This is a genomic window from Microbacterium sp., from assembly GCF_044508325.1.
GTDB lineage: Bacteria > Actinomycetota > Actinomycetes > Actinomycetales > Microbacteriaceae > Microbacterium.
On record NZ_JBIQHX010000006.1, the window covers coordinates 3,302 to 23,289 of the forward strand.

Annotated in this window: 23 protein-coding genes; 18 read left to right on the plus strand and 5 right to left on the minus strand. The window is 70.4% G+C overall.

The features are described from left to right. Positions 1-54: 54 nt before the first annotated feature. Positions 55-315, minus strand: coding sequence for a 30S ribosomal protein S20 (rpsT, locus tag ACIWQI_RS06550; RefSeq protein WP_396656339.1), 261 nt, complete (start codon positions 313-315; stop codon positions 55-57). Between the two features lie 151 nt (positions 316-466). Between rpsT and ACIWQI_RS06555 the strand changes: the two genes are divergently transcribed. After that, complete coding sequence (locus tag ACIWQI_RS06555) at positions 467-580, plus strand: family 1 glycosylhydrolase (RefSeq protein WP_396656340.1); 114 nt, start codon at positions 467-469, stop codon at positions 578-580. Here the strand turns inward: ACIWQI_RS06555 and ACIWQI_RS06560 are convergent. Further along, positions 575-1,309, minus strand: a complete 735-nt coding sequence (locus ACIWQI_RS06560; protein WP_396656341.1) for an alpha/beta fold hydrolase — start codon at positions 1,307-1,309, stop codon at positions 575-577. The genes ACIWQI_RS06555 and ACIWQI_RS06560 overlap by 6 nt on opposite strands. Positions 1,310-1,343: 34 nt before the next feature. Here ACIWQI_RS06560 and lepA point away from each other — a divergent pair, with 34 nt between their 5' ends. The 11 genes from lepA to era are packed head-to-tail and all read left to right on the plus strand — an operon-like array spanning position 1,344 to position 12,184. After that, positions 1,344-3,215, plus strand: a complete 1,872-nt coding sequence (gene lepA, locus ACIWQI_RS06565) for a translation elongation factor 4 (protein ID WP_396656342.1) — start codon at positions 1,344-1,346, stop codon at positions 3,213-3,215. Positions 3,216-3,235: 20 nt separating this feature from the next. Beyond that, positions 3,236-3,886, plus strand: coding sequence for a DUF1990 family protein (locus ACIWQI_RS06570; protein ID WP_396656343.1), 651 nt, complete (start codon positions 3,236-3,238; stop codon positions 3,884-3,886). 1 nt (position 3,887) lies between these two features. Further along, complete coding sequence (gene hemW, locus ACIWQI_RS06575) at positions 3,888-5,111, plus strand: radical SAM family heme chaperone HemW (RefSeq protein WP_396656344.1); 1,224 nt, start codon at positions 3,888-3,890, stop codon at positions 5,109-5,111. 40 nt (positions 5,112-5,151) lie between these two features. After that, positions 5,152-6,192, plus strand: a complete 1,041-nt coding sequence (hrcA, locus tag ACIWQI_RS06580; protein WP_396656345.1) for a heat-inducible transcriptional repressor HrcA — start codon at positions 5,152-5,154, stop codon at positions 6,190-6,192. Between the two features lie 49 nt (positions 6,193-6,241). Further along, positions 6,242-7,360, plus strand: coding sequence for a molecular chaperone DnaJ (gene dnaJ, locus ACIWQI_RS06585; RefSeq protein ID WP_396656346.1), 1,119 nt, complete (start codon positions 6,242-6,244; stop codon positions 7,358-7,360). Positions 7,361-7,363: 3 nt separating this feature from the next. Beyond that, the gene (locus tag ACIWQI_RS06590) at positions 7,364-8,092 is read left to right on the plus strand and encodes a 16S rRNA (uracil(1498)-N(3))-methyltransferase (protein WP_396656347.1); all 729 of its coding nucleotides are present in this window, start codon (positions 7,364-7,366) and stop codon (positions 8,090-8,092) included. A gap of 33 nt (positions 8,093-8,125) precedes the next feature. Beyond that, a complete protein-coding gene (locus ACIWQI_RS06595) occupies positions 8,126-8,473 on the plus strand; it encodes an HIT domain-containing protein (protein ID WP_396656348.1) in 348 nt (115 codons plus the stop codon). 52 nt (positions 8,474-8,525) lie between these two features. Next, positions 8,526-9,548, plus strand: coding sequence for a PhoH family protein (locus tag ACIWQI_RS06600; protein WP_396656516.1), 1,023 nt, complete (start codon positions 8,526-8,528; stop codon positions 9,546-9,548). Further along, positions 9,545-10,015 (plus strand): rRNA maturation RNase YbeY, encoded by a 471-nt coding sequence (gene ybeY / locus ACIWQI_RS06605; RefSeq protein WP_396656349.1) that lies wholly within the window; start codon positions 9,545-9,547, stop codon positions 10,013-10,015. Before ACIWQI_RS06600 ends, ybeY begins: the two co-directional genes overlap by 4 nt. Then, positions 10,012-11,298: a hemolysin family protein gene (locus tag ACIWQI_RS06610; RefSeq protein ID WP_396656350.1), complete on the plus strand. Its 1,287-nt coding sequence runs from the start codon at positions 10,012-10,014 to the stop codon at positions 11,296-11,298. The genes ybeY and ACIWQI_RS06610 overlap by 4 nt, the downstream gene beginning before the upstream one ends. Then, positions 11,291-12,184: a GTPase Era gene (gene era, locus ACIWQI_RS06615; RefSeq protein ID WP_396656351.1), complete on the plus strand. Its 894-nt coding sequence runs from the start codon at positions 11,291-11,293 to the stop codon at positions 12,182-12,184. Before ACIWQI_RS06610 ends, era begins: the two co-directional genes overlap by 8 nt. A gap of 9 nt (positions 12,185-12,193) precedes the next feature. On the opposite strand, the gene ACIWQI_RS06620 is transcribed toward era, so the two are convergent. Continuing rightward, positions 12,194-12,817, minus strand: coding sequence for a hypothetical protein (locus tag ACIWQI_RS06620; RefSeq protein ID WP_396656352.1), 624 nt, complete (start codon positions 12,815-12,817; stop codon positions 12,194-12,196). 226 nt (positions 12,818-13,043) lie between these two features. Between ACIWQI_RS06620 and leuA the strand changes: the two genes are divergently transcribed. Then, positions 13,044-14,804 (plus strand): 2-isopropylmalate synthase, encoded by a 1,761-nt coding sequence (gene leuA, locus ACIWQI_RS06625; RefSeq protein ID WP_396656353.1) that lies wholly within the window; start codon positions 13,044-13,046, stop codon positions 14,802-14,804. 1 nt (position 14,805) lies between these two features. Here the strand turns inward: leuA and ACIWQI_RS06630 are convergent, their stop codons facing one another. Beyond that, positions 14,806-15,498: a trimeric intracellular cation channel family protein gene (locus ACIWQI_RS06630; RefSeq protein WP_396656354.1), complete on the minus strand. Its 693-nt coding sequence runs from the start codon at positions 15,496-15,498 to the stop codon at positions 14,806-14,808. Between the two features lie 34 nt (positions 15,499-15,532). On the opposite strand from ACIWQI_RS06630, the gene recO reads away from it, so the two are divergent. The 5 genes from recO to ACIWQI_RS06655 all read left to right on the plus strand — a co-directional run bounded on the left by recO (position 15,533) and on the right by ACIWQI_RS06655 (position 19,482). Beyond that, complete coding sequence (recO, locus tag ACIWQI_RS06635) at positions 15,533-16,273, plus strand: DNA repair protein RecO (protein WP_396656355.1); 741 nt, start codon at positions 15,533-15,535, stop codon at positions 16,271-16,273. After that, positions 16,273-17,076 carry an isoprenyl transferase gene (locus tag ACIWQI_RS06640; RefSeq protein WP_396656517.1) on the plus strand — a complete coding sequence of 268 codons (804 nt, stop codon included), beginning with the start codon at positions 16,273-16,275 and terminating at the stop codon, positions 17,074-17,076. The genes recO and ACIWQI_RS06640 overlap by 1 nt, the downstream gene beginning before the upstream one ends. Positions 17,077-17,176: 100 nt before the next feature. Then, positions 17,177-17,770 (plus strand): hypothetical protein, encoded by a 594-nt coding sequence (locus ACIWQI_RS06645; RefSeq protein WP_396656356.1) that lies wholly within the window; start codon positions 17,177-17,179, stop codon positions 17,768-17,770. An 8-nt stretch (positions 17,771-17,778) separates the two neighbouring features. Then, complete coding sequence (locus tag ACIWQI_RS06650; RefSeq protein WP_396656357.1) at positions 17,779-18,753, plus strand: hypothetical protein; 975 nt, start codon at positions 17,779-17,781, stop codon at positions 18,751-18,753. A gap of 45 nt (positions 18,754-18,798) precedes the next feature. Continuing rightward, the gene (locus ACIWQI_RS06655; RefSeq protein WP_396656358.1) at positions 18,799-19,482 is read left to right on the plus strand and encodes a DsbA family protein; all 684 of its coding nucleotides are present in this window, start codon (positions 18,799-18,801) and stop codon (positions 19,480-19,482) included. 1 nt (position 19,483) lies between these two features. Here the strand turns inward: ACIWQI_RS06655 and ACIWQI_RS06660 are convergent, their stop codons facing one another. Next, complete coding sequence (locus ACIWQI_RS06660; RefSeq protein WP_396656359.1) at positions 19,484-19,987, minus strand: glutathione peroxidase; 504 nt, start codon at positions 19,985-19,987, stop codon at positions 19,484-19,486. Between the last annotated feature and the right edge of the window lies 1 nt (position 19,988).

Sequence of the window (19,988 nt, forward strand, 5' to 3'; positions counted from 1 at the left end):
GTCGAGGGACGACGAAGGCCCGCCCCGGTCACGGGACGGGCCTTCGCAGACGACTCAGAGCGCGGCGACCTGCTTGGCGATCGCCGACTTGCGGTTCGCCGCCTGGTTCTCGTGGATGACGCCCTTGCTCACGGCCTTGTCGAGCTTCTTGGTCGCGGTGCCCAGGGCCTTCTCCGCTGCGGCCTTGTCGCCTGCTGCGACGGCCTCACGGGTACGGCGGACCGCGGTCTTCAGCTCGGTCTTGACGGCCTTGTTGCGCTCGCGCGCCTTCTCGTTGGTCTTGTTGCGCTTGATCTGCGACTTGATGTTCGCCACGTTCGACGTGCTCTTTCGTTCAGGGATATCGGTGGAGTGCCGGTGGCAGGAGAGGGATGCCGCACGGCGGTGTGCGGGAAGAACCCACACGCAAGCCAATAGGCGAGTCTACCAGGAACGGCCGCCGCCGATCGACCGCGCGGCGGCGTCGGTGCGACCGCTGTCGTGGGTGCGGGTCGATCCCGACGGCGCCGGCACCGCGAACCCGGCCGGTCTCGACCACTACGACCGGATCGTCGACGCACTGCTGCCGGCGGGGTCATGAACCTCGCGACCCGGAGTCCTCGATCGTCGCGACAGCCAGATCCAGCAGAGCGTTGAACACGCGCGGGCGCATCGCCGTCACCAGGTGCGAGGTGCGCGGCACCACGATGAGCTCGGCGTCCGGGGCGACGCGCCGGAAGAGGCGCTCGTTCACCCGCAGCTGGTCGAACTGACCGTTCACGAACCAGAGCGGCACGCGGATGCGCCCCAAGGCCGCCAGCAGATCGAGCACCGAGAGGCTGCGCAGCGCGGTGTCCTGCGCGTCGTACGCGTAGCCGCCGGCGCCGAAGTCCAGCCGGGTCTCGGCGGGCAGCGTGCGGTCCAGCACGAGGTCGGTGATGCGCTGACCCCGATCGGGCAGGGAGTCGAAGCCGCGGGCCAGCAGCCGGTAGGCGGCCAGGCCCATGCCGCGCGGCACCGCGGTGCACGATGCGGCGACGAAGCCCGCGATCGGCGGAGGGTCTTCACCGCCGGCGTACTCGATCGACAGGAGCCCGCCCATCGAGTGTCCGACCAGGAGCACCCGGCCCCGCTCGGCCGCCTCGAGAACCGCCCTGTCGATCGTCTCGAACGCGCCCGCCAGAGTGAACTCCTCGGCCCGTCGCGAGCCGTGCCCCGGCAGGTCCACGGCGACCGCCGCGACCCCCTGCTGCACGAGATGCTCGACCTGCGCGCGCCACATGGTGGCGGACGTGCGGATGCCGTGCACGAAGACGACCTGCGCCACCATGCTCACAGGCTATGACGCCTAGAATCGACAGGACATGTCACCACGTGCCCTCCACCCCCTCGAGCCCTCCGCGACACCGCCCGAGCTGATCCGCAACTTCTGCATCATCGCGCACATCGACCACGGCAAGTCGACCCTCGCCGATCGGATGCTGCAGATCACCGGAGTGGTCGCGGACCGCGACATGCGCGCCCAGTACCTCGACCGCATGGACATCGAGCGCGAGCGCGGCATCACGATCAAGAGCCAGGCGGTGCGGATGCCGTGGGCCACCGCGCCGGCTCAGGGAGCGGACGCGGCCACCTACGCGCTCAACATGATCGACACGCCCGGCCACGTCGACTTCACCTACGAGGTGAGCCGGTCGCTGGCCGCCTGCGAGGGCGCGATCCTGCTGGTGGATGCCGCCCAGGGCATAGAGGCGCAGACGCTCGCGAACCTCTACCTCGCACTGGAGCACGACCTGCACATCATCCCGGTGCTCAACAAGATCGACCTGCCCGCCGCCGACCCGGAGAAGTTCGCGGCCGAACTGGCGAACCTCATCGGCGGCGATCCGGACGACGTGCTGCGCGTCTCCGGCAAGACCGGTGCCGGGGTCGAAGAGCTGCTCGATCGCATCGTGCGCGACATCCCCGCCCCCACCGGCGATCCCGACGCGCCGGCGCGCGCGATGATCTTCGATTCGGTCTACGACGCGTATCGCGGCGTGGTGACCTACGTGCGCATGGTCGACGGGGGTCTCCACCCGCGCGAGCGGATCCAGATGATGTCGACCAAGGCGACGCACGAGCTGCTGGAGATCGGGGTGTCGAGCCCCGAGCCGATCCCCACGCGGGGGCTCGGCGTGGGTGAGGTCGGCTATCTCATCACCGGGGTCAAGGACGTACGCCAGTCCAAGGTCGGCGACACGATCACCGATCAGCGCAGGCCCGCCGCCGAGCCGCTGCCCGGCTACACCGACCCGAAGCCCATGGTGTTCTCCGGCATCTACCCGATCGACGGCAGCGACTACGCCGACCTGCGCGAGGCGCTCGACAAGCTCAAGCTCTCGGATGCCGCCCTGCAGTACGAGCCGGAGACCTCGGTCGCCCTCGGCTTCGGCTTCCGCTGCGGATTCCTGGGGCTCCTGCACCTGGAGATCGTCACCGAGCGGCTCTCGCGCGAGTTCGACCTCGACCTCATCACGACGGCGCCCAGCGTGGTCTACGACGTGACCACCGACACGGGGGAGCACGTCGTGGTCACCAACCCGAGCGAGTACCCGGACGGGAAGGTCGCCGTCGTCGAGGAGCCGATGGTGAAGGCGGCGATCCTCACCCCGAAGGACTACGTCGGCACCGTCATGGAGCTGTGCCAGTCCCGGCGCGGGCAGATCCTGGGCATGGACTACCTCTCGGAGGACCGCGTCGAGCTGCGCTACAGCATCCCCCTCGGTGAGATCGTCTTCGACTTCTTCGACCAGCTCAAGAGCCGCACCCAGGGGTATGCGAGCCTCGACTACGAGCCGAACGGCTCGCAGGAGGCCGACCTGGTGAAGGTCGACATCCTGCTGCAGGGCGAGAAGGTGGATGCCTTCAGCTCGATCGTGCACCGCGAGAAGGCCTATGCCTACGGCACCCTCATGACCGAGCGGCTGCGCAAGCTCATCCCGCGGCAGCAGTTCGAGGTGCCGATCCAGGCGGCGATCGGCGCGCGCATCATCGCCCGCGAGAACATCCGCGCGATCCGCAAGGACGTGCTCGCGAAGTGCTACGGGGGCGACATCACCCGCAAGCGCAAGCTCCTCGAGAAGCAGAAGGAGGGCAAGAAGCGCATGAAGATGGTCGGGCGCGTCGAGGTCCCCCAGGAGGCGTTCATCGCCGCGCTCTCGGGCGACGTCGAGGGCAAGGACAAGGGCAGATAGCCCGGGTTAGGCTGGAACCCATGCGCCGCGGAAGCTTCAACGACGACACGGTCGACTACGCCGCGGTGGGGGCGACGCAGGCAGCCGATCTGCTGCAGTACCCCCCGGAGCGCAGCCTCCCCGCGGCCGAGTCCTGGCGCATCGGCAGCGGTGAGTCGCGGTTCCAGAGCGCGAGCGAGGCGCTGCTGTCGTGGACGGCGCAGCGGGCAGCCGGCCTGCAGCTGAGCGACGTGCGCCCGGCCTCCGGACCGATGTACTCGGGCGTGAGCTTCGACAGCGAGGGCCACCCGATCGCGCCGACGCGGCTGGAGGCCGACCAGCGGTTCGACGAGGACGGCACGCCGTTCGTGAGCCCAGGCACCACTGTGCGGCTGCGCGGTCGCGTCGCCGGCATGCGCGCCGACGGCGAGCTGCGGGTCATCTTCGCCGTCGAGGAGCCGCGGCGCGTCGGGTTCGCCCTGGGGACGGTGGCCGACTCCGTCGTCAGCGGCGAGGAGTCGTTCATGCTCGACTGGCTCGACAACGACGAGGTCTGGTTCACGGTGCGCGCGTTCGACGCCCCCAAGGCGGTGCTGTACCGGGTGTTCCGGGGTCTGGTGCGCCGGCGCCGGCGCGAGCTGTTCACGCGGTATCTGCGGGCGATCTCACCGCTGTACGCGACCCCGGCCTGACGTGGGCGGTCCGCTGCCCGCCGGTGATCCGGTCCCCGTCGACGGCACGCTGCCGGAGGGGACGAGGATCGACGCGCAGACCGCGTTCGGCGTGTATCTGCACGTGCCGTTCTGTCGCGTGCGGTGCGGGTACTGCGACTTCAACACGTACACCGCGGCCGAGCTCCGCGGCGCCCGGCGGGACGAGTACGCCGACACCCTGCTGCGCGAGATCGCGCTGGCCGTCCGCGTGCTCGGCGAACGGGCGCCCCTGCGCACGGCCGGCACGGTCTTCTTCGGCGGGGGAACGCCCACGCTGCTCCCGCCCGGTGACCTCGTCCGCATGCTCGACGGCGTGCGGGATGCGTTCGGCGTCGCCGCGGACGCGGAGGTCACCGTCGAGGCGAACCCTGACACGGTGACCGATGCCGCAGCCGCGCAGCTGCAGGCATCCGGAGTCACCCGTATGTCGATCGGGATGCAGTCCTCGGTCCCGCACGTGCTGGCCGCGCTCGACCGCACCCATCGGCCCGAGAACGTCGCGACGGCGGTGCGCGCCGCGCGCCGCGCGGGCCTTGCCGTCAGCCTCGACCTCATCTACGGCGCGCCGAGGGAGTCGATCGCCGACTGGCGCGCCTCCCTCGAGGCGGCGCTGGACCTGGAGCCGGACCACGTCAGCGCCTACGCGCTCATCGTCGAGGACGGCACCAGGCTCGCGCGGCAGATCCGCCGTGGCGAGGTGCCCCTGCCCGACGACGACCTTCAGGCGGACATGTACGAGCTCGCCGACGACCTGCTGACACAGGCGGGCTTCGCCTGGTACGAGGTGTCGAACTGGGCCCGCGACGACGAGCACCGGTCGCGCCACAACCTCGCCTACTGGCGAGGCGCGGACTGGTGGGGGTTCGGTCCGGGCGCCCACAGCCACATCGCCGGCACCCGCTGGTGGAATGTCAAGCATCCCGCAGCGTACGCGCAGCGGCTGGCGGCGGGGCGTTCCCCGGCGGCCGCGCGCGAGACGCCGGATGCCGCAGCCCGCTCCCTGGAGCAGGTGCTGCTGCGGTCGCGCATCCGAGAGGGGCTGCCCGTCGCGGAGCTGACCGATGCGGGGCGGCGGGCCGTCGCGGCGCTGGTGGCGGACGGGCTCGTGGACGGCACCGCTGCGGTTCGTGGGACGATCGTGCTGTCGCGGCGCGGGCGCCTGCTCGCAGACGCGGTCGTGCGCGCGCTCACTGCGGACGGGTAGAATTGGCACTCTGAGAGGAAGAGTGCCAGGAGGGAGCATCATGGTCACCGAACGCGGCCTGCAGGTGCTCCGCGCCATCGTGCAGGACTACGTCGACACGCACGAGCCTGTCGGCAGCAAGGCGATCGTCGAGCGTCACCACTTCGGGGTGTCGGCTGCGACGATCCGCAACGACATGGCGCTGCTCGAGGACGAAGACCTCATCACGGCACCGCACACCTCGTCCGGACGCATCCCGACCGACAAGGGCTATCGCGTGTTCGTCGACCACCTCGCCGAGCTGCGCCCGCTGAGCACCGCCCAGCGCACCGCGATCACGCGCTTCCTCGGCGAGACGACCGACCTCGACGACCTGCTGATGCGCACCGTGCGGGTGCTGACCCGGCTGACCGGTCAGGTGGCGCTCGTGCAGTATCCGTCGTTCGAGCGTGCCACGGTCACCCACGTCGAGCTGGTGGCGCTGGCGCCGAATCGGCTGCTCGTGGTCATCGTGACCGACACCGGGCGCGTGTCGCAGCGGATCACCGTGGTCGGCGCCGATCTCGATGAGGCCGACATCGCGACCATCCGCGCGCGGCTGGGCTCGCTCATCACGGGCCGACCGGTCTCCGTGGGCGTCGAGCGCGTGTCCGAGCTGCGCGCCGGGCTCGACGCGCCGTCTTCGCCGACGGCGGCCGCGCTGGCGGCGATCGCCGAGTCGGTCGCCGAAGAGCTCGAGGACTTCCGCCAGGACCGGCTCGTGATGGCCGGCACGGCCAACCTCGCCCGGCGCGAGCACGACTTCCGCGGCAGCATCTACCCCCTGCTGGAGGCCATCGAGGAGCAGGTCACGCTCCTGCGCCTGGTGGGGGAGATGGTCGCGGACGAGCACGGGCTGGCAGCCAGCATCGGACGCGAGAACGAGCCGTTCGGTCTCGCCGAGGCGTCCGTGATCACGAGCGACTACGACAGCTCGGGCGGCGCGGCGCGCGTGGGCGTGCTCGGTCCCACGCGGATGGACTATCCCTCGAACCTCGCGGCCGCCCGCGCGGTGGCGCGGTATCTGTCGCGCCTGCTGGAGGAAGACGAGCAGCACCGCTGAGGCAGGCGCACACACCGATCGCGTGCTCCGGCGCGCACAGGAAGGCAGGATGGCTGACCACTACGAGGTCCTGGGTGTCTCGCGGGACGCGAGCCCGGAGGACATCAAGAAGGCGTACCGCCGACTCGCCCGCGAGCTCCATCCGGACGTGAACCCGGGCGAGGACGCCGCGGAGCGCTTCAAGCTCGTGACGCACGCCTACGACGTGCTCAGCGACCCCGAGCAGCGGCGCCGCTACGACATGGGCGGTGCGGGGGCGTTCGGCGGCGGCTTCACCGGAGAGGGCTTCGGCGGATTCGGCGACATCTTCGAGACGTTCTTCGGCGGTGCGGGCACGCGCCAGGGCCGGCCGCGGTCGCGGCGCGAGCGCGGCCAGGACGCGCTCGTGCGCATCACCCTGCAGCTGGGCGACGTCATCTTCGGCGTCCACCGCGACATCGAGGTCGACACCGCCGTGCTGTGCGAGACCTGTCAGGGATCGTGCTGCCAGCCCGGTACGCAGCCGGTGACCTGCGACATCTGCGGCGGCAGCGGCCACGTGCAGCGGACGGTGCGCAGTCTCCTCGGCAACGTCGTGACCTCCCAGCCGTGCGGCGCCTGCCAGGGCTACGGCACGGTCATCCCGTACCCGTGCGCGACCTGCCAGGGGCAGGGCCGGGTGCGCTCCCGCCGCACGGTGTCGATCGACATCCCCGCGGGCGTGGAGACGGGCCTGCGGCTGCAGCTGCCCGGCTCCGGCGAGGTCGGGCCGGGCGGCGGCCCCAACGGCGACCTGTACCTGGAGATCACGGTGGCCAACCACGAGATCTTCAGCCGCGACGGCGACGACCTGCTGGCCACGCTGGAGGTGTCGATGTCCGACGCGATCCTGGGCACCTCGACGACCTTCGAGGCGCTGGACGGACCCGTGGAGCTCGAGATCCGCCCGGGCATCCAGGCCGGCGACGTCATCACCGTGAAAGGTCGCGGCATCACTCCGCTGCGGGGCACCACCCGCGGTGATCTGCGGGTCGGCGTCCACGTGGTCACCCCGAGCCGGCTGGACGCGAAGGAGCGAGCGCTCATCGAGGAATTCGCCAAGCGCACCAAGGCGCCCCCGCCCAAGCTGGCCGAGTTCCACCAGGGCCTGTTCGCCCGGCTGCGCGACCGGTTCCGCCAGAGCGCTTGAGCCATGGCGCTGCACTTCCTCGTCGACGATGCCGGCGCCCGGCCCGGCGAGACGGTGGTGCTCACCGGCGCCGAGGCTCATCACGCCGCGTCCGTGCGCCGGGTGCGGCCCGGCGAGCAGGTCACCGTCGGCGACGGGCGTGGCACGTGGCTGGCGGGAGTGGTGGACAGCACGCAGCCGCGCGAGGTGATCGTGCGCATCACCGCGCGCGACGAGGTGCCGCCTCCGTGGCGCCGGCTCGTGCTGGCGCAGGCGCTCGCCAAGGGCGACCGCGACGAGCTCGCCGTCCAGGCGGCCACCGAGCTCGGCGTCGACGAGGTGGTGCCCTGGCAGGCGGCCCGAAGCGTCTCGCGATGGGAGGGCCCGAAGGCCGAGAAGGGACGGCAGCGCTGGAGGTCCATCGTCCGCGAGGCGGCGAAGCAGGCGCATCGGGCCTGGATGCCGGAGGTGACGCCGCCGGCATCCACCGCGGCGCTGGCGGCGCGCGCCGCGGCATCCCGCATGCTGGTGCTGGAGCCCACGGCCACCGCTTCCCTCTCGGGTGCGGATCTCGGCGAAGACGGCGACATCGTGCTCGTCGTGGGCCCGGAGGGGGGGATCGCTCCCGAGGAGCTCGCACAGCTCGCCGATGCCGGCGCCGCGGCGGTGCGCCTCGGCGACACCGTCCTGCGCACCTCGACGGCCGGCCCCGCAGCCCTCGCGGTCGTCAGCGTGCTGCTGGGCCGCTGGTGACCGGCGGCGGAGGACGATAACTAGACTGGGCCCATGAGCGAGCCGTCGATCTTCACGCGCATCCTGGAGGGCGAGATCCCCTCCGAGATCATCGCCGAGACCGAGAACACGTTCGCGATCCGCGACATCAACCCGCGTGCGCCGATCCACCTGCTGGTGATCCCGAAGACGCCCGAGTACCGGAACGTGGTCGAGCTGGCCGCTTCGGACCCGGAGCTGCTGGCGGAGATGGTGGGGCTTGCCAACACCCTCGCCGCCGAGCATTCGGACGGCGACTTCCGCCTCGTCTTCAACACCGGTCCCGGCGGAGGCCAGTCGGTCTTCCACGTGCACGCGCACGTGCTCGCCGGCGGACTCGACGAAGCGAGCACCGGTGCCTGACGCCTCCGACTCCGATCGGGTCAGCGAGACGATCCTCGCCGACGGCGTGGCCATGGTGCAGCTGCTCGGACCTCAGGACCGGCTGCTGCGGATGGTCGAGGCGGAGCACCCCGAGGTCGACGTCCTGGTCCGCGGCAACGAGATCACCCTCGCCGGGGGCCGCGACGACGTCGCGGCCGCGCGCAGCCTCGTCGACGAGCTGCTCTCCATGGCGCGCGCCGGCCACGACCTGGGCCCGGCTGACGTGTCGTCGTCGAGCCGGCTGCTGCGCACCGAGGGGGCGCCGCGCCCGTCCGAGGTGCTGGGGGAGGCGATCCTCTCATCGCGGGGCAAGGTCATCCGTCCGAAGACCCTCGGTCAGAAGGCCTACGTCGACGCGATCGACGACAACACGATCGTCTTCGGGATCGGCCCGGCCGGCACCGGCAAGACCTACCTCGCGATGGCCAAGGCCGTGCAGGCCCTGCAGCGGAAGGAGGTCGGCCGCATCATCCTGAGCCGACCGGCCATCGAGGCGGGGGAGCGGCTCGGATTCCTGCCGGGGACCCTCACCGACAAGATCGATCCCTACCTGCGCCCGCTGTACGACGCGCTCAACGAGATGATGGATCCGGAGATCCTGCCCAAGCTCATCGCGACCGGCACGATCGAGGTCGCGCCGCTGGCGTACATGCGCGGAAGGACGCTGAACGACTCGTTCGTCGTGCTCGATGAGGCGCAGAACACGACGCCCGAGCAGATGAAGATGTTCCTGACCCGGCTCGGATTCGGCACGAAGATGGTCGTCACCGGCGACATCACCCAGATCGACCTGCCGCAGAGCGCATCGGGCCTCAGGCTCGTGACGCGCGTGCTCAAGGACGTCGACGACATCCACTTCGCGACCCTCACCAGCGACGACGTCGTGCGGCACAGCCTCGTCGGGAGGATCGTCGACGCCTACAGCGCCTACGACGAGCAGCGCGTCGCGGCCCGCCACGAGCGCGATCAGGCGGCCGAGTTCGCCAACCGCGCCGAGCGCCGCGCCGGCCGCGCCGGCCCAGGCGACCGGCAGCCGAAGCGAGGCATCCGATGACCATCGAGATCACCAACGAGTCCGGCGTCGAGGTCGACGAGTCCAAGCTGCTCCGCCTGGTCGAGTACGCGCTCGGGGAACTCCACGTGAGTCCGGAGGCCGAGCTGGCCATCATCCTCGTCGACGAGGGCGCCATGGAAGCGCTGCACGTGCAGTGGATGGACGAGCCCGGGCCCACCGACGTGCTGAGCTTCCCGATGGACGAGCTGCGTCCCGGCACCGAGGACTCGCCCACGCCCGCGGGACTCCTCGGCGACATCGTCCTGTGCCCGCAGGTCGCCGAGACCCAGGCGCAGGAGGCGCGACACTCGACGCTGGCCGAGCTGGTGCTGCTGACCACGCACGGCCTGCTCCACCTGCTGGGCTTCGACCACGCCGAGCCGGACGAGGAGCGCGAGATGTTCGGACTCCAGCGCGAGCTCATCATCGGGTTCGAGCACGCCGAGCGCCGCAAACCCCGATCATGACGGCGGTCCTGCTGCTCGCCGCAGCGGTGCTCCTGGTCGCGTTCGGCGGCCTGATGGCCGCAATCGACGCCGCGCTGAGCGTCACCTCACGCGCCGATCTCGCCGAGCTCGCCCAGTCCGGCCGCAACAGCGGGTCGCTGCGCGCGATGGCCGACGACCCGGATGCGCACATGAATGCGGTCGTGTTCATCAGGATCCTCGCCGAGACCGCCGCGGCGGTGCTGGTGACCGTCGCCTTCATGCTGCTGTTCCAGAACATCTGGTGGGCGATGCTCGCGGCAGCGGTGCTGATGACCGGGATCTCGTTCGTGCTCGTCGGGGCGAGCCCGCGCACGGTCGGCCGCCAGCACGCGCGCGGCCTGCTGCAGTCCGCCGCGCCGGTGATCCGCGCCGTCCGCGTCATCCTCGGGCCGCTCGCCCACGGACTCGTCGCCCTCGGGGAGCGCCTTACCCCCGGGGTGGTGCGCAACGCGTCGTTCTCGTCCGAGGAGCAGCTGCTGAGCATGGTGGACGAGGCGGCGTCGCAGGACCTCATCGAGGAGGACGATCGCGACCTCATCCACTCGGTGTTCGACTTCACCGACCGGTTCGTGCGCGCGGTGATGGTGCCACGCACAGACATGGTGACGGTGGATGCCTCGACCACCACGCGCGAGGCGATGCAGCTGTTCCTCGACAAGGGCGTCTCGCGGGTGCCGGTGGTCGAAGGCGACGCCGACGACGTCGTGGGCGTGCTCTACCTGAAGGACCTCGTCCAGTTCGCCTTCCGTGACGAGCGGGCATGGGGCGACGCGTCGGTCCGGCCCATCTCGCGCAAGGCCGTCTTCGTCCCCGAGTCGATGAAGGCAGAGACGCTGCTGCAGCAGATGAAGCGGGACGCCGTGCACGTGTGCATGGTCGTGGACGAGTACGGCGACATCGCGGGGCTGGTCACCCTCGAGGATCTCATCGAGGAGCTCGTCGGCGAGATCGCCGACGAGTACGACCGGACCCCGGCGGAGGTCGTCGAGCTGAGCCCCGGGCACTACCGGGTGAGCGCACGGCTGTCGCTGGACGATCTCGGCGACCTGTTCGGCATCGAGCTCGAGGACGACGACGTCGATTCCGTCGGCGGCCTGCTGGGCAAGGCGCTGGGGCGCATCCCGCAGCCCGGGGCGACGGCGGTCGTCGAAGGCCTCGTGCTCACCGGCGGCACGTCGCGAGGCCGGGGCCGGGGTCTCGCGACCGTGTTCGTGGAGCGCGGAGATGAGCTCGCCGCCGCAGAGGAGGCTCTTGATGAGTGAGACGAGATCCGGCTTCGCGACGTTCGTCGGCCGGCCCAACGTGGGCAAGTCGACGCTCACCAACGCGCTGGTGGGCGAGAAGGTCGCCATCACGAGCGAGAAGCCGCAGACGACGCGACGCGCGATCCGGGGCATCGTGAACCGGCCGGGCGGCCAGCTGGTCATCGTCGACACCCCCGGCATCCACAAGCCCCGGACCCTGCTCGGACAGCGCCTGAACGATCTGGTGGAGCAGGTGCTCGGCGACGTCGACGTGATCGGCTTCTGCGTGCCGGCCACCGAGAAGGTCGGGCCGGGCGACCGCCGCATCGCACTGTCGCTGGACGGCTATCCGCGGGCGAAGAAGGTCGCGATCGTCACCAAGACCGACGCCGCGTCGCGCGACGAGATCGCCGAGCGTCTGGTCGAGGTCGACAGCCTCCGGGACGACTGGGCCGCCGTCATCCCACTCTCCGCGCTCACCCGCGTGCAGCTGGCCGTGCTCGTCGACGAGCTCCTCGCCCTCATGCCCGAAGGCCCGCCCCTGTACCCGGATGACGTCGTCACCGACGAGTCGCTCGAGGACCGGGTCGCCGAGATCATCCGCGAGGCGGCGCTCGAAGGCGTGCGCGACGAGCTGCCGCACTCGATCGCCGTGACCGTCGACGACATCGCCGAGCGCGAGGGCGGAGGGCTCACCGACATCTACGCGAACATCGTCGTCGAGCGCGACAGCCAGAAGGCGATCATCATCGGCCACCGGGGGTCGCGGCTGCGCGATGTCGGCGCGCGGGCACGTGCGCAGCTGGAGCCGCTGGTGGGCACGAAGGTGTTCCTGAAGCTGCACGTGCGCGTCGCCAAGGAGTGGCAGCGCGACCCGAAGCAGCTGGGCCGGCTCGGATTCTGAGTCGGCCGGTCAGCCGGCCGGGCGCAGCGCCGGCTCGATGACCACCACTCCCGTCCCGAACTCGGCGTCTGCGGCGCGCTGCCAGGTGCCGTCGTCCCACAGGACCTCCACGCGCAGCCTGCCGTCCTGGGGCCAGGAGGAGAAGTAGTCGGTGCCGAGGCGTTCGGGAAGCTCCTCCTGGATCGCCAGCAGCGTCGCCTCGTCGGCCGTGCCCGGCCCGCCCCCGAAGGGGTCATCGGGAACCATCGGGTCGTACAGGGCCAGCAGGATCGGCTGCTGCGTCACGGTGAACGAGGTGCCGTCGTACACGCCCTGGACCGCGTAGGCGCCCCAGCGCACGTCGCCGGAGGCGTCGGATCCCTCCACGCCGTCCCACGACCATCCCGCCACGGGGATTCCGCTGCATTGCGGAGGGTAGGACTCCGCGATCGGCCCCAGGCACAGTTCGACCTCTCCCGCGACATCCATGACCGTTCCCAGCCCGATCACGTCGCCCTCGGGCGGAGCCGGGGCGACGGCCCCGAGCGGCATGCCCGCAGACGGCGTGCCGGGCGACGAGCCGCCGGTCGTCGCGCAGGCGGAAAGCAGCACAGCGGTTGCCGCCAGGAGCGCGGCGATGCGAGCGGTTCTCATGTCCGGGAAGTGTCTCACCGCGCCGGATCGTCTCACGACCTGCCGCTGAACGGGGACGACGGTCGCTCTCGCCCGGAAACGGGGTGTAATCTGTCGTGTATGCGCTTCGGCGGGCTCCTTCTTAGTCGCCGCGACGAGTCCTCGTTCTAGGGCCTTCCTCGTCGCGGAGCCTGTGCTGGCCCGCCCATTCCGGCGAATCGCCGCCCTGAAGACGAAGAAGCGACCCATGGAGAACACTCAGCAGCCGTCGGGCATGCCGACCCACAAGTACCGTCCGTACCACGAGCAGTTCCGCGTCGACCTGCCCGACCGCACCTGGCCCGACCGACGCATCACGAAGGCGCCGCGCTGGTGCGCGGTCGACCTGCGGGACGGGAACCAGGCGCTCATCGACCCGATGAGCCCCGAGCGCAAGCGCATCATGTTCGACCTGCTCGTGCGGATGGGCTACAAGGAGATCGAGGTCGGGTTCCCCAGCGCCAGCCAGACCGACTTCGACTTCGTCCGCCAGCTCATCGACGAGCACGCGATCCCCGACGACGTCACGATCCAGGTGCTCACGCAGTCGCGCGAGCACCTCATCGCGCGCACCTACGAGGCGATCGCGGGCGCGAAGCAGGCGATCGTCCACCTGTACAACTCCACGAGCATCCTGCAGCGCGACGTCGTCTTCCGCACCGACCGGCAGGGCATCGTCGACATCGCCCTGGAGGGCGCCCGCCTGTGCCGCGAGTACGAGAAGCGCGTGCCCGAGACGAAGGTCTACTACGAGTACTCGCCGGAGAGCTACACCGGCACCGAGCTCGAGTTCGCCGTCGACGTCTGCAACCAGGTGCTCGAGGTCTTCGAGCCGGCGCCCGATCGCAAGGTGATCATCAACCTTCCCGCCACGGTCGAGATGGCCACTCCGAACGTGTACGCCGACTCGATCGAGTGGATGAACCGGCACCTGGATCACCGCGAGAACGTCATCCTGTCGCTTCACCCGCACAACGACCGCGGGACGGCGATCGCCGCCGCCGAGCTCGGCTACATGGCGGGCGCCGACCGGATCGAGGGCTGCCTGTTCGGCAACGGCGAGCGCACCGGGAACGTCGACCTGGTCGCCCTGGGCATCAACCTGCTGACGCAGGGCATCGACCCGCAGATCGACTTCAGCGACATCGACCAGATCAAGCGGACGGCCGAGTACTGCAACCAGCTGCCGGTGCACGAGCGCAGCCCGTGGGCGGGCGACCTGGTCTTCACCGCGTTCAGCGGCTCTCACCAGGACGCGATCAAGAAGGGCTTCGAGGCGATGGAGGCGCGCGCCGCCGAGTCGGGCGTCCCGGTCGACGAGCTGGAGTGGGCGGTGCCGTACCTGCCGATCGACCCGAAGGACCTGGGGCGGTCGTACGAGGCGGTCATCCGGGTCAACTCGCAGTCGGGCAAGGGCGGCGTCGCCTACCTGCTCAAGGCCGACCATGCGCTGGATCTGCCGCGTCGCCTGCAGATCGAGTTCTCCGGGGTCGTGCAGGCCAAGACCGACGCGGAGGGCGGCGAGGTCACGAGCGAGGAGATCTGGTCGATCTTCACCGACGAGTACCTGCCCGCGTCGGCCGCGGACGACAAGTGGGGCCGCTTCGAGCTGCTCTCGACCCGCACGCAGAGCGACATGTCCGGCGAGGTGTCGCTGGAGGTCGCCTTCCGAGACGGCGACGCCACGGTGCAGGCTCGCGGCGTCGGCAACGGACCCGTGTCGGCCTTCCTGGAGGTCGTGCGCGCGCAGGGATTCGACGTCACCCTGTACGACTACGTCGAGCACACCCTCAGCGCGGGCGGCGACGCGCAGGCGGCGTCGTACGTCGAGCTGCAGGTGGACGGCGAGCGCCTGTGGGGCGTCGGCATCGACGGCGACATCTCGACGGCGTCGCTGAAGGCGATCGTCTCGGCGGTCAATCGCGCGATCCGCACGCGCGAGCAGTCCGGGATGCTCGTCGGGGTCTGATTCAGGCCTCGGGCCTGATGATGGGGATGCCGGTCGTCTCCACCGCCACCTTGCGGCGGTGAAGCATCCGCTGCTCCGGAAGCGACACGTCGAAGATCACGGCCAGAAGCCGGATCACGGTCGTCACGATCACACCCGCGATCGCGGCGGCCGGCAGTGGAGCCCCCAGAGCGTGAGACAGCGCGAGCACCGTGCAGCCGACTCCCGCCGCCACCGCGTAGAGGGAGCCGACGTGCATGATCGCCACCGGCAGCCCCATCATCATGTCGCGCAGGATGCCGCCGCCCACCGCCGAGCAGACGCCCACGAACACCGCGGGGACGACGGGCAGGCCGATCGCGAGCGCCTTGCTGGTTCCGAACGCGCCGAACAGCCCGATCACGAGCGCGTCCAGACCGACGATCAGCTTGTTGAGGCGCTGGAACACGCCGGCCAGCAGCATGCCGACCAGCGCAGCCAGCGTCGCCGTGATCAGGTACCAGTCGCTGCGCAGGGTCGCGAGGTCGACGTTCAGCAGGAGGTCGCGGATGAGCCCGCCGCCCATCCCCATGACGATGCCGATGATCGCGACACCGAGGAAGTCGAGGCGCCGCTGGCCGCGGAAGCCGGACGCGAACAGCGCACCCTGGACGCCGCCCAGGCCCACCGCGACGAGGTCGGCCCACAGCGGGATGACGAACAGCGTTTCGGTCACGCATCCATTGTCGCCTCCGCTGGGATAATCGAGTGTGCCCACTTATCGCGACGATGTCGTGGTCCTGCGCACCCACAAGCTGGGCGAGGCGGACCGCATCGTCACCATGCTCAGCCGCCGCCACGGAAAGATCCGCGCGGTGGCCAAGGGCGTGCGGCGCACCTCCTCCCGCTTCGGGGCCAGGCTGGAGCCGTTCATGGTCGCCGATGTGCAGCTGTACACCGGAAGATCCCTCGACATCGTGCAGCAGGCCGACTCGCTGGGCTCGTACGGTGCCGACATCGCCGCCGACTACGAGCGGTACACAGCCGCGAGCGCCATGGTCGAGACGGCCGATCGGCTCAGCGAGGCGGAATCCGGGCCGCAGCAGTATCTGCTCCTGGTCGGGGGGCTGCGGGCGCTGACCCTGGGCGAGCACGCGCCGCGCAGCATCCTCGACTCGTACCTGCTGCGGGTGATGGCGCTGGCAGGGTGGGCGCCCGCCCTCGCCGAATGCGCACGATGCGGCAGGGCCGGACCACACGACGTCTTCGTGGCTCAGCTCGGCGGCATCGTCTGCCGCGACTGCGCTCCGGCGGGCAGCCCCCGCGTGGACGCGGAGACCGTGCGGCTGCTGGGTGCGCTCATGGCGGGGGAGTGGGACACGGTGGATGCCGCCGGCCCGCGTGCGACCGCCGGCGCCTCCGGAGTCGTGGCCGCGTACGCGCAGTGGCATCTGGAGCGCGGCATCCGATCCCTCGCGCACCTTTCCGCGGGCCCCCGGGAGCCCGCGTGATGACTCCCAAGCCGTACACCCATCGCGACGCCGTGCCCTATCGCCCGGTCGACTGGACCGGGCAGCACCCGCCGGAGTTCGGCGGGCGGGTGCCCGAGCATGTCGCCATCGTCATGGACGGCAACGGCCGCTGGGCCAACCGCCGCGGCCTCAGCCGCATCGAGGGCCACAAAGCGGGTGAAGAGGTCCTCCTGGACGTCGTGGCCGGAGCGCTGCAGGCAGGGGTGAAGTGGCTCAGCGTGTACGCGTTCTCGACCGAGAACTGGGCGCGCTCGCCCGACGAGGTGCGTTTTCTGATGGGGTACAACCGCGACGTGCTGCATCGCCGGCGCGACCAGCTCAACGAGTGGGGCGTGCGCGTGCGGTGGGCCGGCCGCCGCCCGAGGCTGTGGGGCTCGGTCATCAAGGAGCTGCAGTTCGCCGAGCAGCTGACCAGGCGCAACGACCGGCTCACCCTCACCATGTGCATCAACTACGGCGGGCGCCTGGAGATCGTGGACGCGATCCGGCGCATCGCGGGCGAGGTGGACGCGGGGCGACTGCGGCCGGCCGCCATCACCGAGAAGACCGTGCGCCGGAACCTCTACGTGCCCGACATGCCCGATGTCGACCTGTTCGTGCGCTCCAGCGGGGAGCAGCGCACCTCGAACTTCCTGCTGTGGGAGGCCGCGTACGCCGAGATGGTGTTCCTCGACACCCTGTGGCCCGACTTCAGCCGCACCGATCTGTGGCACGCGATCCAGCTCTACCTCGACCGCGATCGACGCTTCGGCGGGGCGGTCGATCGCCCCGGCGACCTGTGAATCCGAATCCGTTCCGCATCGACGTATCAGCCGGCCCTCTGGTCGCCTCCCCATTGCAGTGCAGACTCTGCGCACCGCGGAGGGTACTGCGGGAGGTGCCATGGACCGCTCACCACGGACTCCGGTCGGCGCACTCGCGCTGGCGCTCGCGCTGATCGGGCTGTGCGCGTGCGCGCCGGAGGCCACGATCGCGGACGGGCAGCCGCCTGCGACCGCCCAGGACGGCGGCGGCACGGTCATCACCGACGGCCCGGTCGACCCCGCCCAGGACACCCGCCGGTCCGGTCCCGCCGTCGATTTCGGCGGCCCGCCGTTCGGCGAGCAGGGTGACCCCGAGTTCGAGTCGGAAGGCGTGTGGTGCGTCACGGTCGGGTTCTTCTGGGGCGGGGAGGCGCCGCCGGAGAACGTGACCTTCACCGTGACGGACATCATCTCCAACCCGGACGGCGCGCTCACCGCGGAGCCCGCGGTGTGCGGCGACGCCGGTGCGGAGGAGACCTGCCTCGGGTTCGTGGTCGCCCCCGACACGCCCTTCACCGCCTGCAGTCTGCGCGTACGCGTCACCGAGTCGTTCAACACCCGTGCGACCATCGAGTTCACCGGCACGCTCGAATGCACGGAGGCCGCGTACTGCGACGCGGCGATCGCACGGGAGGTCGAACGCGGCGCCCCCATCGTGGTGGAGCAGGGGTAGGGGCAGACATGGCCCGCCGAACCCGATCTGCGCCCGCGCCGACCCCCGAAGCCGTGCCTGCGGCCGAGGACGCGCCGCCGGCCGAGCCCGCACCGCCGCCGGGCCTCGGATACGAGAAGTGGATCGGCTTCCTGTCGAACTTCATCGCCCCCGCCACGCTGATCACGGCGCTCCTGTTCTACTTCGGCTATGTCTCGTCCCGGGAGTTCTTCCTCTACTTCGGTGTCGACGTCGACGTGCTCGACTTCAGCAACCAGCAGTTCGTCATGCGCAGCCCCGGTGCAGTCTTCGTCCCGGTGATGGTGATCCTGCTGATCGCCGCCGCCGCGATCGTCGGGCATCGGCTCCTGCGGGCGCGCCTGCGCACCGCGACACCACGATGGCGGCGACGCACGATCGCCTTGTTCGCCTGGTCGGGGATCGTGCTCATGCTCGCGGGTCTCGTGCTGGCCTTCAGCTACGCGGCGCTGTCATCCTGGCCGTACTACGGCTTCGCCACCGCGATGACGCTCGGGTCCGGTGCGGGACTCGCCGCCTACGCCGCACAGACGGCGCGGACCCTCAGCGGTGCGACGCAGGGGCGGGCGCTCGTGGTGCTGCTGGTCGCCGTCATGGTCGCCGGGGCCTTCTGGGCCACGGCAGCGGTCGCGCAATGGTGGGGGCGCGGTCAGGCGCGGACGCTCGCGGCCGACCTGAGCGTGCTGCCCGCCGTGGTGCTCGACGCCAAGGACAGGGTGTCACCCGGCACCTCCGAGATCACCGCCATCCGGCTCGACCAGGACTTCAATGCGGACGGAACGCCCGTGGCGGGTCAGTTCCGCTACCGGTATCAGGGCCTGCGACTGCTCGTCCGCGGCGGCGATTACCTCTTCCTGGTGCCCGATGCCTGGTCCGCCGACGCGTCCACCCTCGTCATCCCGATCGATCCCGCGAACTACCGGGTGCGCTACCGCTTCCTCCCCGACGATGTCCCTCCCGGTTGATGCCGCGGCGGGAATGTCTCGTCGGCGCCGCGTGTTGACGAAGGCATGACGGATGCCATCAAGATCGACGTGTGGAGTGACATCGCCTGCCCCTGGTGCTACATCGGCAAGCGCAACCTGGAGAACGGCCTGGCCGGCGCCGCGGCTGATGAGGACGCGCCCGTGGTCGAGGTCGAATACCACTCCTTCGAGCTCTCGCCCGACACGCCGGTCGACTTCGATGGCAGCGAGATCGACTTCCTGTCGCAGCACAAGGGACTGCCTGTCGAGCAGGTGCACCAGATGCTCGACCGCGTCACCGGTGTGGCGGCGCAGGCGGGGCTCGAATACCGCTTCGACATCCTCAAGCACACGAACACGGTGAAGGCGCACGAGCTGCTGCACTTCGCCAAGGCTCACGGCCGTCAGCACGAGATGGCAGAGCGACTGATGGCGGCGTACTTCACCGAGGGCCGCCACGTCGGACGCGTGGACGATCTGGTCGCCCTCGCCGCTGAGGCGGGCCTGGACGCGGACGCCGCGCGCGAGGCCCTGGAAAGCGGCCGCCATCTCGACGCCGTCCGCGCCGACCAGGCTCAGGCTGCCGCGTACGGGATCAACGGCGTGCCCTTCTTCGTGATCGACGGGAAGTACGGCGTCTCGGGCGCGCAGCCCGCAGAGGCGTTCACGCAGATCGCCCGCCAGGTGTGGGCCGAGCGGCGCGCGCCGCAGGCAGAGCCGGTCGGCTGACTCAGCGCGGCAGCGCCTGCTCGATCGCCCGCACGATGGCGGGATCGTCCGGCGTCACCTTCGGCCGGAACCGGTGCACGACGCCATCCGGCGTCAGCAGGAACTTCTCGAAGTTCCAGGTGATCCGGCCCGCCTTCCCGTGGGCGTCCGGCGTCTGCCGCAGGGCCTCGAACAGCGGAGCCGCCTTGCCGCCGTTGACCTTGACCTTGTCGAGGATGGGGAAGCTCACTCCCCAGGTCGTCGCGCAGTACTCGAGGATCTCGTCCATCGAGCCCGGCTCCTGCCCCATGAACTGGTTGCAGGGGAACCCGAGCACCGTGAACCCGCGCTCACCGTACGTCTCCTGCAGCTTCTCGAGCTGCTCGTACTGCGGTGTGAGGCCGCACCGGGAGGCGACGTTGACGACGAGCACCACCTCGCGCCCGTAGTCGGCGATGGTGCGGGTGTCACCGTCGGGGGTGCGGAAGGGGATCTCGCGGAGGTCGGCGGCAGTGACGGAGGTCATG

Bases quoted from the DNA above. Each gene is read 5' to 3' on its own strand.
- ACIWQI_RS06560 (WP_396656341.1), bottom strand. From the start codon at position 1,309: ATGGTGGCGCAGGTCGTCTTCGTGCACGGCATCCGCACGTCCGCCACC.
- lepA (WP_396656342.1), top strand. From the start codon at position 1,344: ATGTCACCACGTGCCCTCCACCCCCTCGAGCCCTCCGCGACACCGCCC.
- ACIWQI_RS06570 (WP_396656343.1), top strand. From the start codon at position 3,236: ATGCGCCGCGGAAGCTTCAACGACGACACGGTCGACTACGCCGCGGTG.
- hrcA (WP_396656345.1), top strand. From the start codon at position 5,152: ATGGTCACCGAACGCGGCCTGCAGGTGCTCCGCGCCATCGTGCAGGAC.
- dnaJ (WP_396656346.1), top strand. From the start codon at position 6,242: ATGGCTGACCACTACGAGGTCCTGGGTGTCTCGCGGGACGCGAGCCCG.
- ACIWQI_RS06590 (WP_396656347.1), top strand. From the start codon at position 7,364: ATGGCGCTGCACTTCCTCGTCGACGATGCCGGCGCCCGGCCCGGCGAG.
- ACIWQI_RS06595 (WP_396656348.1), top strand. From the start codon at position 8,126: ATGAGCGAGCCGTCGATCTTCACGCGCATCCTGGAGGGCGAGATCCCC.
- ACIWQI_RS06600 (WP_396656516.1), top strand. From the start codon at position 8,526: ATGGTGCAGCTGCTCGGACCTCAGGACCGGCTGCTGCGGATGGTCGAG.
- ybeY (WP_396656349.1), top strand. From the start codon at position 9,545: ATGACCATCGAGATCACCAACGAGTCCGGCGTCGAGGTCGACGAGTCC.
- ACIWQI_RS06610 (WP_396656350.1), top strand. From the start codon at position 10,012: ATGACGGCGGTCCTGCTGCTCGCCGCAGCGGTGCTCCTGGTCGCGTTC.
- era (WP_396656351.1), top strand. From the start codon at position 11,291: ATGAGTGAGACGAGATCCGGCTTCGCGACGTTCGTCGGCCGGCCCAAC.
- ACIWQI_RS06620 (WP_396656352.1), bottom strand. From the start codon at position 12,817: ATGAGAACCGCTCGCATCGCCGCGCTCCTGGCGGCAACCGCTGTGCTG.
- leuA (WP_396656353.1), top strand. From the start codon at position 13,044: ATGGAGAACACTCAGCAGCCGTCGGGCATGCCGACCCACAAGTACCGT.
- ACIWQI_RS06640 (WP_396656517.1), top strand. From the start codon at position 16,273: ATGACTCCCAAGCCGTACACCCATCGCGACGCCGTGCCCTATCGCCCG.
- ACIWQI_RS06645 (WP_396656356.1), top strand. From the start codon at position 17,177: ATGGACCGCTCACCACGGACTCCGGTCGGCGCACTCGCGCTGGCGCTC.
- ACIWQI_RS06650 (WP_396656357.1), top strand. From the start codon at position 17,779: ATGGCCCGCCGAACCCGATCTGCGCCCGCGCCGACCCCCGAAGCCGTG.
- ACIWQI_RS06655 (WP_396656358.1), top strand. From the start codon at position 18,799: ATGACGGATGCCATCAAGATCGACGTGTGGAGTGACATCGCCTGCCCC.
- ACIWQI_RS06660 (WP_396656359.1), bottom strand. From the start codon at position 19,987: ATGACCTCCGTCACTGCCGCCGACCTCCGCGAGATCCCCTTCCGCACC.